13 protein-coding genes and 2 pseudogenes are annotated in these 14,336 nt (G+C 34.9%); 10 read left to right on the top strand and 5 right to left on the bottom strand.

The window, feature by feature from the left end:
• Positions 1-4: 4 nt before the first annotated feature.
• Complete coding sequence (locus FW754_RS13675) at positions 5-1,519, bottom strand: hypothetical protein (protein ID WP_446324937.1); 1,515 nt, start codon at positions 1,517-1,519, stop codon at positions 5-7.
• A 376-nt stretch (positions 1,520-1,895) separates the two neighbouring features.
• Here FW754_RS13675 and FW754_RS13680 point away from each other — a divergent pair.
• The 5 genes and pseudogenes from FW754_RS13680 (at position 1,896) to rtcA (ending at position 5,821) form a co-directional block, all read left to right on the top strand.
• Positions 1,896-3,154 (top strand): annotated as a pseudogene (locus FW754_RS13680) (RtcB family protein).
• A 34-nt stretch (positions 3,155-3,188) separates the two neighbouring features.
• The gene (locus tag FW754_RS13685) at positions 3,189-3,641 is read left to right on the top strand and encodes a hypothetical protein (RefSeq protein ID WP_446324938.1); all 453 of its coding nucleotides are present in this window, start codon (positions 3,189-3,191) and stop codon (positions 3,639-3,641) included.
• Between the two features lie 184 nt (positions 3,642-3,825).
• The gene (locus tag FW754_RS13690; RefSeq protein ID WP_446324939.1) at positions 3,826-4,041 is read left to right on the top strand and encodes a DUF7684 family protein; all 216 of its coding nucleotides are present in this window, start codon (positions 3,826-3,828) and stop codon (positions 4,039-4,041) included.
• Between the two features lie 24 nt (positions 4,042-4,065).
• A complete protein-coding gene (locus tag FW754_RS13695; RefSeq protein ID WP_446324940.1) occupies positions 4,066-4,527 on the top strand; it encodes a DIP1984 family protein in 462 nt (153 codons plus the stop codon).
• Positions 4,528-4,789: 262 nt separating this feature from the next.
• Positions 4,790-5,821 carry an RNA 3'-terminal phosphate cyclase gene (rtcA, locus tag FW754_RS13700; RefSeq protein WP_409512054.1) on the top strand — a complete coding sequence of 344 codons (1,032 nt, stop codon included), beginning with the start codon at positions 4,790-4,792 and terminating at the stop codon, positions 5,819-5,821.
• 1,176 nt (positions 5,822-6,997) lie between these two features.
• On the opposite strand, the gene tsaA is transcribed toward rtcA, so the two are convergent.
• The gene (tsaA, locus tag FW754_RS13705) at positions 6,998-7,708 is read right to left on the bottom strand and encodes a tRNA (N6-threonylcarbamoyladenosine(37)-N6)-methyltransferase TrmO (protein ID WP_446324943.1); all 711 of its coding nucleotides are present in this window, start codon (positions 7,706-7,708) and stop codon (positions 6,998-7,000) included.
• A 105-nt stretch (positions 7,709-7,813) separates the two neighbouring features.
• Here tsaA and FW754_RS13710 point away from each other — a divergent pair, with 105 nt between their 5' ends.
• On the top strand, positions 7,814-8,593 hold the full coding sequence (locus FW754_RS13710) for a ferredoxin--NADP reductase (RefSeq protein WP_409512055.1): 780 nt from the start codon (positions 7,814-7,816) through the stop codon (positions 8,591-8,593).
• Positions 8,594-9,025: 432 nt separating this feature from the next.
• Here the strand turns inward: FW754_RS13710 and FW754_RS13715 are convergent, their stop codons facing one another.
• Positions 9,026-9,592, bottom strand: coding sequence for a TetR/AcrR family transcriptional regulator (locus FW754_RS13715; protein WP_409512056.1), 567 nt, complete (start codon positions 9,590-9,592; stop codon positions 9,026-9,028).
• A 266-nt stretch (positions 9,593-9,858) separates the two neighbouring features.
• Here FW754_RS13715 and FW754_RS13720 point away from each other — a divergent pair, with 266 nt between their 5' ends.
• The gene (locus FW754_RS13720) at positions 9,859-10,692 is read left to right on the top strand and encodes a hypothetical protein (RefSeq protein WP_409512057.1); all 834 of its coding nucleotides are present in this window, start codon (positions 9,859-9,861) and stop codon (positions 10,690-10,692) included.
• Here the strand turns inward: FW754_RS13720 and FW754_RS13725 are convergent.
• Positions 10,689-11,321: a cation transporter gene (locus FW754_RS13725; protein WP_409512058.1), complete on the bottom strand. Its 633-nt coding sequence runs from the start codon at positions 11,319-11,321 to the stop codon at positions 10,689-10,691. The genes FW754_RS13720 and FW754_RS13725 overlap by 4 nt on opposite strands.
• Positions 11,322-11,409: 88 nt before the next feature.
• Here FW754_RS13725 and FW754_RS13730 point away from each other — a divergent pair, with 88 nt between their 5' ends.
• From FW754_RS13730 to FW754_RS13740, 3 genes are all read left to right on the top strand, one after another.
• Positions 11,410-11,814 (top strand): Cd(II)/Pb(II)-responsive transcriptional regulator, encoded by a 405-nt coding sequence (locus tag FW754_RS13730; protein WP_409512059.1) that lies wholly within the window; start codon positions 11,410-11,412, stop codon positions 11,812-11,814.
• A gap of 81 nt (positions 11,815-11,895) precedes the next feature.
• Positions 11,896-13,308 (top strand): prephenate-dependent tRNA uridine(34) hydroxylase TrhP, encoded by a 1,413-nt coding sequence (gene trhP, locus FW754_RS13735; RefSeq protein WP_446324941.1) that lies wholly within the window; start codon positions 11,896-11,898, stop codon positions 13,306-13,308.
• A 24-nt stretch (positions 13,309-13,332) separates the two neighbouring features.
• Entirely contained in the window at positions 13,333-13,584 is a 252-nt protein-coding gene (locus tag FW754_RS13740; protein ID WP_409512061.1) for a YfhL family 4Fe-4S dicluster ferredoxin, read from the top strand.
• 669 nt (positions 13,585-14,253) lie between these two features.
• On the opposite strand, the pseudogene FW754_RS13745 reads toward FW754_RS13740, so the two are convergent.
• Positions 14,254-14,336, bottom strand: a pseudogene (locus FW754_RS13745) (FAD-dependent oxidoreductase); the annotation flags it as partial.

Here is a 14,336-nt window from a genome sequence, read left to right on the forward strand (position 1 = left end):
GATTTTAATTCTCCTGATTCTCAGCATGATTTTCTTGATCTTTGACAATGTAGTATTGTTTTAAATCCTGAATAATCACCCGATCTAATTTTAAATTTTGTATTAATGATTCAAAATACTCTTCACGATCTTCAGGTGATAAATACTCTAAAATTTCATGTAAAACGATCTCTAAACTTTGCCATTGCTGAGTATTGGGTTGCCATATTACCCATTCACTCAACTGTAAAAATGTCTTCAATATTTTTCCATCAAGCCAGTACTCACCCTGAGGCTGTTGGTTTAGAGATTCAATCCATTGCCACAATATAGGTTGAAAATGACTTGCCAATTGTGGATAAGCATCTAAATATACACATAGGTTTTTAATAACGTCTTGATCATTTTCTGCAATCGCTTCATTTAATAATTGTGTAATTTTATCAGCCACATACAAGCCTTTCTCTTGCCACTGTACCAGTAAATCTATACTGGTGCTTTGGGGTGATTCATCATCACAACCATAAGCATGATTTAAAGCATCAAGTAAATGATCTTTAAACCATTGATCTTGTACACCTATGCCATGTAATGCTCGCATAGCTGACATCGGTCGAAACCAGACCTCATCATCATGTAATAAATCTTTTAAATTTTGAATAACTTCGGTAGGAATAATGATTGTTTTACATTGTGCTAAAGCATCCAAACTCATATTGAATATGCTTTGATTAGAATGTTTAGCATATTCAATGAAAGTATCTAAAATAAACTGCTGTAAAGATTCTACCAAAAGCACAGGACGATCAGACAAACAACCTATTAACTTTTCCTTTAAATGACTAGAAGATGTTTGCAAAAAGCGCTGTGGGATTTGCATTAAAAATTCTGGAAATTGATCATAAAAATACTGAATATACTGCGTGGGGCGAATACCTGCCGTTGCAAAACTTAATTTTTCTTCTTTAAATAATTGATAGAAAATTTCTATATTTTCAGCTTTTAAGTAAGATCTAGGCAATTGTAGTAACAATTCAAATGTTTCCATTGGATAAATCTGAAATACTTGCCAAAACAAACTTACATTTTGTTCTGCAAACGGACTAAATGCCTGTAGCCAATAGTTTAAATATATTAATTGTTCCTGTCCTGATTGCTCTTGGAAAATCGAAGCCATTTCAGAATCTGACTGTAGTTGATTCCATGTTTCAGTTTGATCGTCCACCGTCATACTAGTTTGATATTTTTGCAATGCAGTTTCGAATTTCTGCATTTGCACAACCATAGTTTGCTCAAAGCCTTGCTGAATTTTTGGAAAAAATTCCAAATAAAATTTTAAAAAATCCGTGAAATGTTTTCGTATAGCCGTATCTTGCTTTAACAAATCTTGCCAACACTGCAATTGAAAATATTGATCATGCCCTATCACTAAGCATTGAATTTGATCCATTAGCTCAACATTAAAATAATCTTGTTGATCAAGTAAATCTAATAATAAAGATTGTGCTTTTTCTAATGAAAGCATTGTTTGGCTTGACATAATTACCCTATTGTTATGTTATTTTCTTCATTCTATCTTATTTTCAATTCATATTGGTAGAACGCTCACCCTGGCATTTATATCGCCATGGCGGATGTAATGGTTATTTCAATCCAGATAATATCTATCTATTTTTATATTTAATTATTTATTTTTATACTTAAAATAATTTCTATAACACTAAAAGTTTAACAAGAAACTCATACACAATAAATTAATCAATTAAATATCAATACATTAATAAATGAAAATTAAATCAAAATCAAACTTGGCACACTCTCTGCAATATACATAACATACATCATAGTGTGTATGACATTCACCTGCCTGCAACTGCTTAGCAGGCAGGTATAGAGAAAGGAATAAAACAATGACTATGTCAGTAATTGAACAAATTGAAAAACAAGCATCGAATGAACGTGCTTATAACATTATTCAGGATTCTAAAGGTGTCCCAATTAAAATGTGGACTAAAGGTGTTCCTGTTGATGAGAAATCGAAAGACTAACTTTTAAAAACTGCACAAATGCCGTTTATTTACAAATGGATGGCGGTGATGCCAGATGTGCATGTTGGAATTGGTGCAACCATTGGAAGTGTGATTCCAACTAAAGGTGCATTATTCCCGCAGCGGTGGGTGTCGACATTGGTTGTGGGATGATGGCATCTCGTACCACCCTGACCGCTTCCGATTTACCCGATAATTTATTCGCTTTACGTACCGAGCTTGAGCGTTTAATTCCACATGGAATGACCAAAAACCGTGGACAACGTGATCGAGGTTCTTGGGCAAATCCATCTGAACGTGTCGATGCTGTGTGGTCTGAGTTGGTAACCGATTTTGATTATATTTGTGCCAAACATCCACGTTTAAAAAACACCAATAATCGCACGCAGTTAGGGACACTCGGAACAGGAAATCACTTTGTCGAAATCTGTTTAGATGAGCATCAACAAGTGTGGATTATGTTGCATTCGGGTTCTCGTGGTGTGGGAAATGCAATTGGATCATATTTTATTGATCTTGCACGTAAAGATATGCAGAAGCATTTTATTAACTTGCCCGATAAAGATTTAGCGTATTTGGTTGAAGGAACAGAATATTTTGATGATTATTGGTTTGCTGTGGGTTGGGCGCAACGTTTTGCCATGAAAAACCGTGAGTTAATGATGGAAGCAGCCATTCAGGCTTTACGAATCATTATTAATAAACCGTTTAATGCCAAAGTTGAAGCGGTGAATTGTCATCATAATTATGTCGACAAGGAAGAGCACTTCGGGCAAGAAGTTCTAGTTACTCGTAAAGGCGCTGTACGTGCGCGTTTGGGTGAGTATGGAATTATTCCGGGGTCAATGGGTGCAAAGTCTTTTATTGTAAAAGGTAAGGGAAATCAGGAGTCTTTCTGTTCGTGTTCGCATGGTGCAGGTCGTGTATTAAGCCGTACTGCTGCGAAGAAACAGTTTACTGTGGAAGATCAGATTGCACAGACGCAAGGTGTCGAATGTCGTAAGGATGAAGCTGTGATTGATGAGATTCCGTCTGCGTATAAACCCATTGAAGATGTGATGAAAGCGCAGAGTGATTTAGTGGAAGTTGTTTATACGCTAAATCAGGTTGTTTGTGTAAAAGGATGAGTGTCTTTTCACGCAGATTAATAAGGAGATGATGATGTGTAATGTTTTGCTGAATAGCACAGAACAATGGATAGATTTAGCCCTATTCAACTGTGAAGATATTTCATTTACGCAACATCTTCCCGATTATGTTCCTGAAATTATTGAAATGAAATTCGAACATCGTTGGTATATTGCAGGCTATCCGAATGTGCAGTCATACAGTTGCCAATTTAGAATTAGACCACTTGAATTGGGCTTTAATCCACCTGAAGATTGGTTTTGTGAAGATGAGCAAGCCATTAAAGCAACTAAAATAGCATATGAAATATTTAAATATTTAATGGACAATCAGATTCAATTTGAAATTATTGAATCGTGGACTCAAGGCAGTGTGAATACAGACATAAATACAATTCATGATATTGATCTGGATTTTAAAGAAATTAGTCAGGATGAATTTTGCTTCATTGAAAATTCGAGAATGCTATTCAGTAGGGAAAATTGATGGCACATAGAGATATTGTAGTTTTGCATAATGAGCTTATCTCGAATTAAGAGATTACTTTTGATTTACCCCAAGAACCATACATTTTAGTGATTGCAATACATAGCGATAGTGTGAGTAATGAATGGTGAAATATTTGCTGTGATTGGATTGTAAAATCAGAGCAATATTATTGGGCTTTAGCTTGGGTCATGAATGTTCAATTTGGGATGATGCTTTGGATTGGAGTTACCTAGAATTTTGTAATTATGATCTACCTGAAGATGATGATTACAACCTCATGACTACTTGGCATGAAGACCAAACTTTAGATGAAGTTATAGAATTTGCAGAATCAGTTGTAGTAAATACTTTACCTCAACAGGATTTATATCAAATTATTGTGTTAAATATTCACTAAATATTGAAGTTATAAGGATAAAAAATGAAACTCGCAGAAGCGTTATTACTACGAAGCGATCAACAGAAGAAACTCGCTTCACTGAAACAGCGTATCAATGCCAATGTATTGATACAAGATGGTGATGAACCATCGGAAGATCCAAACGAGCTATTGAAGCAAGTCTTTGCATTAACACAGGAATCGCAAAAATTGGTTTTTACCATTCACCAAACCAATGCTTTGGCAAAGTTAAATGATGGTCGTTCATTACTAGCTTTACTCACCCAACGTGATGAGTTAGTGGAACGCCATAAAGTTTTAACGTCTGCGATTAGCAATACAAACCGTGAGCCTGATCGTTATAGCTCTCGTGAGATTAAATGGCGTAAAGTGATTCCTGTATCATCTTTGCAAAAGCAAGCCGATGATATTAGCGCTAAATTACGTGATTTAAATGTATTGATTCAAGCAAACAATTGGCAAATTGATTTAATTGAATCTTAACGATACATTTGACAAGTTTTGTTATCTCTCAAGATGACAAAAACCTGAACATACTGGGCGAGTGCAAGATCCCCTACTTCCACAACACAGGATTGAAAATAACGTGTAGTGGCTTGCAGAGCGAGTGGGTCAGCTTAAACCTTTAAGCACAATTCAACCCATCACTTAGCACAAGTCAAACCCTTGCGAAAGCATCGTTACAGCTCACTATTCATCACCATGCGCTGACAGTATGTTCACCCTATTTTTTAAGATAGAAGCTATGAATACACAATTTAAAAAAAGAACTATTCAAATTGATGGTTCAATCGGTGAAGGCGGTGGACAAATCCTCCGTACTGCCCTTTCCCTATCAATGATTACAGGTATTCCCTTTGAACTTGTGAATATCCGTGCAGGACGAAAAAAACCAGGGTTAATGCGTCAACACTTAGTTTGCGTTCAAGCTTCACAACGCATCAGCAATGCAACGGTTGAAGGTGCTGAATTGCATTCTCAAAAATTGTATTTTGAACCACAGCAAGTTCAAGCAGGAACTTATGATTTTCAAATTGGTTCTGCGGGAAGTACAATTTTAGTACTACAAACGCTTTTACCTGCTTTGATGATGCAGTCGCAAGCCAGTCAGATTAGCATTCACGGCGGTACGCATAATCCTATGGCACCAACTGCTGATTTTATAACGCATTGTTTCTTGCCAACAATTGAAAAAATAGGTATTCAGGTCGACTTCCATTGTGAACGTGCAGGCTTCTTCCCAATCGGTGCGGGGCAGATTCAAACCACTATTCATCCTTGGATACAGCAGACTAAATATACTGCTTTAGATAAGGGTCAACTTATTTCCACACATGCCTATGCGGCAGCGCTAAATATTCCAACAGATATTGCAGACCGTGAGCTTGAAACACTGCATAATAAATTGGATTTAAGCACTCGAAAGCGTTTGAATTTTAAAGGCATTAGTCAGGGCAATACAGCATATGTCATATTAAATTACGAGCAACATCAACAAGTGTTTTCTGCTTTAGGTGAAATGAAGAAGAGTGCTGAAAAAGTAGCGCATGATTTATCCAAAGAGGTGAAAGCTTATTTAGAGTCTGAGGCTGTTGCAGATGAATATTTGGCAGATCAATTGTTATTGCCCTTGGCTTTAGGTAAAGGTGGTGAATTTACTGCGAAAGTTATAAGTGAACATACGAAGACCCAAGCCGAGATGATTCAGAAATTTATCGACTGCGATATTCAATTTATAAAAATTGGAAATAGTTTTAAAGTGAATGTCAGTGTGTAATTTTATACACGACATTTCATCTAGTATACAAACAGATGAATTCATCTACACTTGATGCACAAACTAAGGAATACGACAAGATTATAAAAATGCCTTTGCTCAATATAGCACTAATAATAATGAAGCTTGGATTGAAAAATATATCCTCAATTGTTTATCGAAATAATGTGCTCTACTCAACAAAAAAGCGAGCAATACGATTAATACCTTATGATAAGCTACTGATAGGTATATAAAAAAAATAAGTTGGATCATAATCATCTACCTTCTTTTATTTTTAAAAAATTAAAACAGATATTTCAACCCAAGACGATTTTGCACAAAGATATCATCATTACGTAGAGCTGTTGTAAAGCCAAAGAATTCGCCACACTCCACCCTTTAAAGCGCCTGAAAAATTATAACTTCTATAAATCACATATTCAGATTGGTTTAAATTTTTCAAATCATTAGACTCAGCTAAATTCATGAATGAAGAATTTATATCTACCCATGCTTACTCATTCAAAGCACCTTCAAGTGCAAACAGAATGGCGTGCCCTACACATAAATCTTGGCGTGCTGGTAAAAATAGTTGTGTAAAACGGTACACACACCAATCATGTGAACCTACAAAAGGTAAATCTAAAGTTTGCCACTCAAGTTTTAAATTCTAATCCTGATTCTTCCAACTCAGCCATGCTTCAGCTAAATCATCTTTATCATTTTGTAATTCAGGCACTTCGTCGTGATTGTCACTTTTCTCATCAAGCCCACTGACCTTCGTAGCTTATTCCTACCTGTATACCTACAATGGGCGTTGTTCCATATTGTAAAAAACCGCCTGTCGTAGATGTATCTTTGTTCAATTAGCGAACGAAAAAAATATCATGGGTTGAATCATATAAAGTGTTAATCGACCACTGATTTGACCACATTGCAAAGCATTACTCATGTTCCCTTATCGGCATTCATCTGAATTTTTCAATAAATCATTGATAACCAAAACTACATTTAAAGTCGCTACAAAACTCAGGTACAACAATAAACAATCATAATTGGTTTTTTACATGAGAAATCACTTTTATCAGGCAAATTTTTGTATTCATGTCTTGCCTGATCAATTTATTGGCTTCTCCGCTAATTTTCAATTTTTATCTTTTCATTACAATAAATTAAGATAAAACAATGTAACGTTTATGACAAATCAACAATCTCCACCTGTAAAACATTCACTGTAAATTTCACATCCAAATTTGCAAATTTCATCGCGTAAATACGATGCTCATCTTTTTGATATGCTGGTCGTGGATCAAGTGATAAAACTTGTTGCAACTCATCAATCACTTGTAATGTCAATTGCGCTGTTTGCAGTAATTTTTCTTGCTTTTCTTTCGCTTGCTCACTCCAAATGACTGTTTTTCGATCAGGCTCATGCTGTGCATAACCACTAATTGCCTCAGGAACACTATCTGAGTATTGAATATAGGGTTTTATATCGACAATTGGTGTCTGATCAAGCAAGTCACTTCCTATCACATACACACGAACAGACTGACCCACTTTTTCAACTTTTTTAAGCCGTACCACCGACAAACCGAGTGGTGATGGTCGATACATACTGCGTGTAGCAAACACTCCTATTTTTTGATTTCCACCTAAACGAGGTGGGCGTACTTGAGGGCGAAACTTAAAACTAACTTGTTGATTTTTATTATCATGAAACTGCCATACTAACCATAAATGACTAAATTCTTCAATTCCATCGAAAGCCAATAAATCATTATATGGCTCAGACATTTCAATATAGGACTCTACTTGAACTAAATTTGGTTGTCTTGGAATACCAAATTTTTCTTTATAAGGAGAACGTATATAACCAATAATTGGCAAACTAATTTCAGTCATAATCACTTTTTCTGATAAGCTCATTAAAATATATTCAGTTTATCGAGAATGATTTTAGATTAGAATAGTAAGTTGTACTTACTTGAAAATTTAATGAGACCTTTAATGGCTGCTTTCAACGTCGAAAAGATTACTCACGTCCACCATTGGAATGATACTTTATTCAGCTTTAAAACCACACGTGATACAGCGTTGCGTTTTAAAAATGGTCAATTTGTAATGATTGGCCTTGAAGTAAATGGTAAACCATTGATGCGCGCATATTCGATTGCAAGTGCCAACTATGAAGAAGAACTCGAGTTTTTCTCAATTAAAGTTCCAGATGGTCCTTTAACTTCTATCTTACAAAAAGTAAAAGTGGGCGATGACATTCTTGTGTCTAAAAAGCCAACAGGAACATTGGTTCTTGATGATTTAAACCCAGGTAAAAACTTATATCTTCTTTCTTCGGGTACTGGGCTTGCACCATTTCTATCGACCATTCGTGATCCTGAAACTTACGAGCGCTTTGAAAAAATCATTGTTGTTCATGGCACACGCTTTGTTTCAGAATTGGCTTATCAAGATCTCATTGAAAATGAAATTCCAAATCATGAGTTCTTCGGTGAGTTAGGTGCTAAAGAAAAATTAGTCTACTATCCAACTGTAACGCGTGAAGATTTCCATACGCAAGGTCGTGTTACAACTGCAATTGAAACTGGTGACTTATTCGAAAAAATTGGTTTGCCACGTTTCAATCCTGAAACAGACCGTGCAATGCTTTGTGGTAGCCCATCATTCCTCGATGATGTTGCAGCATTACTTGATCAACATGGTCTAAAAGAATCACCTAAAATGGGCGTTCTTGGTGACTATGTGATTGAGCGTGCTTTTGTTGAAAAATAACATTTAAATTTAGGAATTAAATAAAACCGGAATTCATTTTCGGTTTTTTTATATCAGAATTTTATGTTTAGAAAATAAATAAAATGATGCTTTTTTCTTTATTTCGATAATAAAAGCTATTGTATTTTCTTAATAGCGTTTATATAATAGCCCACATAAACAGACAGGTCTGTCTATTTATTTTTATTAGTAAAACAACATCCAGAGGAATAAATAAAACAATACACAAAAATAAACATAAGAGGAAGTCATAAAACTTCCCACACTAATTGAAATGAATATTTTTCTAATTTATGAAGAAAAATATAATTTTCAATTTTATATTCAGCGAGGCGTGACAAGTAAAATTGTCACGCCTTTTTATTATTTAAATACTGATTATAGATCCATACAATGACTTATTGTATGGATCTTATATTATACTTTTAGACGCTAAGCATTCAAAAGTTCAAGCTGAATTAATTGCTGAACACGCTTCCAATAATCTTCTATCTTTACAGTATTAGTATCAATCTGCGCTTGAATTGTCATACCATCTAACAAACTTGCCAATAAAGTTGCCAATTGTATAGCTTGCTGAATACCAAGTCCTTCAAGTGCTGTTTTCAACTTTCCAGTTAACCATTCCTTGTACTCTATGGCTGGACGAATGGTCGATGGATACAACTTTGATATTTCTTCAACTGCTTTTTGAAACATACAACCATTAAAATCTTCCGTATGAAACCAAGCGTCATACCAGAAAAAAATAGTTTTAATGTGATCTATGTAATTTTGGGGCTGACATTCAGCAATTGCTGCTTCCAAAGATTCCTGTATGTTCATATTTCTTTTATTCAAACATTCTTCAATAAGTTTAGCCTTCGAAGGAAAATATTTATAAAATGTCATTTTTGCGACACCGGATTCACTAATAATCCGATCAACCCCAATAGAATTGTAACTATGTGAGTTAAAAAGACGAAGTGCCGTGCTGATAATGTCATCTTTTTTTGACATACTTTACGCCTACTATACTTATCTTCAATTGATTTAATTGAACTGAGTTAATGATTCTATGCAGGTTAATGACCTGTGTTTATGATAAATGCTTAAAAATTATATCATTTTTCTCGTAGTCAATAACTAACTTTTATTCCTTCCAATTAGAACAATATTCAACTTTATCATACAAGTATTTGAAATTAGTATTAATTAATTTAAAATCCCTATAGTAAGTTAATGTTATATTTACTATGATCATATAAATATACACAAATGTAACAATGATCAAAATGACTTTTACAAAAACCACTCAGGCTCGTAGTGATGCACTTTTATTTATTCATCAGTCGCTCCCTACCAATCAATGGCAATACAACGAAGTTGACATTCATGCTTTAAAACAAGCAATGCACAATCATGTATTATTTCAACATCCCATATTAAAACAAATGCTGGAACAGCGCCTCACGCTAGAGCATTTACAGAATATCCATATTCATTACTTTCATGCGATTGTGCATATCTTTACTGATGCATTAAGTATGTTAATTTTTCAAACCCAGCAATTAGATCATGCGATTAATCTTAAAGCCGAATCACGCCACATCGCTAAAATTTATGCTCGTTATTTATTGTCTTTAAACTTAATAGATGAATTAGGCTTTAATTCCGCAAAGCTCGAAAAAAGCTCTCCAAATAAATCACACTTGGTTTATTTTACCCAATTAATAGAACAATTAGACATTTCATCAGACAGTACACCATGTGCCGAAGCTCAGCACATTCGAGATTTTATAAAAAACCACTACAATGAATACAGTCATTTACTCTTAATTCTTGCTTGTACAGAAAAACAAGTTATTTACTTTAGCCAAGCACTTTCTCAGAACCTATACAAGTATGACCCTAAATATTGTCAAGGATACTACGAGTGCCATGGTGAAGCTGATCATTCTGATCGTCTTGCTAATGATGATAATCATGAAGATGATTTATGGTGTCTACTCACACAGTGCTATGTTAAACAAAATGAGCAGACACTGACTATTCTTGAACAAGAATACCTAACATTATGGGCTAATTTTTGGAGCAAAATGCAAAGTATGCAGGACTAAATCTGTTGCATAGTTTGTTTTTGCTCTCCACGTTCTTTTAATGCACGTGTAATAACTTGATAGCCACCTGTTAATCCAAGCGTCGCCATAATAAGCGCTACAATAACGTCAGGTAATAAACTACCTGTACCAAATACCCCAACTGCTGCCAAAATTACGGCAACATTTCCAATAGCATCGTTGCGACTACACAACCAAACTGATTGCATGTTGGAATCACCATCTCGAAAAGCATAAAGAATAAAAGCTGCGATAACATTGGCAATCAAGGCAAGAATTCCAATTGCTCCCATTGTGATTGCTTCGGGTGGAATACCTTTAAAATAGGCATAGGCTGTTTTTGTTATGACAACAAATCCAAATAATGCCATTGTTATACCCTTCAACAACGCAACGGTTGCTCGCCAATATAAGCTCGCACCCAACACGGCTAAAGAAACACCATAATTGACCGCATCACCAAAAAAATCGAGTGAATCTGCCCAAAGTGCAGAGGAATGTGTATAGGCACCACCTATTAATTCAACAAAAAACATAGCTAAATTAATAAATAGTGCAATCCATAATGCTGTTCTAAATTTACTATTTGGCTTCTGTGGTGCAGGTTCATGACTACAAGTACATGCCATTACTGATCCCCTTGATTAAATATTCATATGTATTATGCTTATTTAAAACCTAGGAGTAACTCCAAGGTCAAGAGATTGTGAGCACTAGATGAATCAATATTTAATCAGCGATTTAGCCAAAAAAACTCAACTTTCTTCAGATACCATTCGATTCTATGAAAAAAAACAGCTTATTAAAGCAAGCTTTCGTGCGGAAAATAACTATAAATATTATGATGATGAAACATTGAAACGACTCATTTTTATTAAACGCTGTCGTTCATTAGACATGACTCTACATGAAATTTCTCAACTTACTGAGCAAATTCAATATCCTAAAAAAGATTGTCAAATTATTGATCAATTGATTGAAGAACATATTCAGCATATTGAAACAAAAATTAAAGAATTAACTTCATTTAAATCCCAATTATATGAACTACGTCAATCTTGTACCTCCAATACCACGATTGATCACTGTCAAATTGTAAAAAATTTAGGAAAAAGTGAATAAAATCCGACTATTTTACTAGGTTGAAACTATTTTTTAATGATCTACAATAAACCCATATTTTTTATATGCCTTTAAAATTTTATGAGTATTACCCATGTTACAGAACTTTTATCGCCAGCAGGTTCACTGAAAAATATGCGCTATGCTTTTGCCTATGGTGCAGATGCCGTATATGCAGGTCAACCACGCTATAGCTTAAGAGTACGTAACAATGAGTTTGATCATGATAATTTAAAAATTGGCATTTCTGAAGCACATGCTTTAGGCAAAAAATTTTATGTGGTCGCAAATATTCAACCACATAACAGTAAATTAAAAAATTTCATTCGTGATCTTGAACCTATTATTGCTATGCAACCAGATGCGCTAATTATGTCCGATCCGGGCTTGATTATGATGGTGCGTGAGCATTTTCCTGATATATCGATTCATTTATCAGTGCAAGCCAATGCCGTAAACTGGGCAACTGTTCAGTTTTGGAAAAACATGGGACTTACTCGGGTGATTTTATCACGTGAATTGTCTTTAGATGAAATTGAAGAAATTAAGCAAACTGTACCTGATATGGAAATTGAAGTTTTCGTACATGGTGCACTTTGCATGGCTTATTCCGGTCGTTGCTTACTTTCAGGCTATATGAATAAACGTGATGCAAACCAAGGTGCATGTACCAATGCATGCCGTTGGGATTATAAAATTCACGAAGCAGCAGAAGATGCATCTGGGGATGTCATTCCAATCATAGAATTGGAGACAGCATCAGACTGTTGCAACTATAAAGATGCCGACGAGCAACACGCCCAAAACAACAAAAAGCAACAACACCAATATGGCGAACCGGTTTTATTACAACGCAATAAAGAGGAAATGTTTGCAGCAGAAGAAGATGAACATGGAACTTACTTCATGAACTCTAAAGATTTACGTGCCGTACAGCATGTCGATCGGCTCGCAAAAATGGGCATTCACTCTTTAAAAATAGAAGGACGCACCAAATCATACTTTTACTGCGCTAGAACTGCGCAAATTTACCGAAAAGCAATTGATGATGCGATTGCAGAAAAGCCATTTGACTCGGCTTTAATGACTCAACTTGAAGGTTTAGCCAACCGTGGTTATACCGAAGGTTTTCTTCGTCGTCACGTCCATAGTGAGTATCAAAATTATGAATCTGGCTCTTCAAAATTTGATCATCAGCAATTTGTTGGTGAAGTGCTTGAAAGAAATGGGGATTACATCAAAATTGAAGTTAAAAATCGCTTCTTGATCGGTGACTCACTTGAACTGATGACAACCTCTGGCAATATCGCATTTGTGCTTAATGAAATGCTTGATCAAAAAGGAAAGGAAATTTCTGATGCAAAAGGTTCAGGTTATATTGTAGATATTCCAATTCCAGCCGATGTCAATATGGCTTATGCACTACTTATTCGGAATTTACCTAACTCAACAATAGATATCTCAGCATCATCACTCGCCTATCAGGTTTTTTAAAATAAAGATTTTTAAGGTTGAATTATGGCGTTACTGATTACAGATCAATGTATTAACTGCGATATGTGCCTTGCAGAATGCCCAAATCAGGCCATTTTTGAAGGTGATAAAATTTATGAAATAAATGCAGATCGATGTACTGAATGTGTTGGCTACTATGAACGTCAAACTTGTGTCGATGTCTGCCCGATTGCCTGTATTGTTCCAGACCCAAAGCATCAAGAAAGTCAGGAACAACTTTTAAATCGTTTCCATTATCTCAGCTTATTTGGTTAAGGCATTAAAATTTTATGAAACCGTCATCATTTAGACATCAAACTCTTTTACACTTTCAGTATGAGGACATCATCTCAAAGTTGGCATCAAATTTGCTTTATTTAAAGTCATAAAAATAAAGTTATTTGTCACGTTTTATTTATCTATTGACCTTGGTATCTAAAACCGACAAAAACACTAAATTTCTAACAATAAAACTATGTTTACAACAATAAATAAGTCAATACAAAAACAAGAATGAAACAGCGCAAAAAGCCGAAGTATCATGGGGAGATACTTCGGCTTTTAATTTTGACTAAGTATTGCTTTTATATAGATTGTGCTGCTTTAACTGCATGAGACTGTCGAAAGTAAGCCAATGAAGGCTTTACTAGATACTCGACAAAACCAAGACTCACCAGCTAGTAAAAGTAAATAGATGTGATTCAATTAGCTAAAATATCACTCTTTATCTTTTATGCAGTCAATTAAATTGTGTATCAATACAAAATTTTCATTCTCCAACGAAATATGACACTGACAACTGGACTAAAAAGTCTGCACAAATCAAAGTTCAAAATTGCTGTATATGTAGACTTTTAAATTTCTCTTTATGTATAAACAAAAACCCTGAATAAATCAGGCTCTTTGTTCAAATCAATCATAAAATGTAGGCTTTTTACTTTAACTTTATATAGCTGCACGCATCATATAATCAAAAGCAGATAATGCCGCTTTCGCACCTTCACCCGATGCAATAATGATTTGCTTGA

This window comes from Acinetobacter sp. 1207_04, from assembly GCF_052850415.1.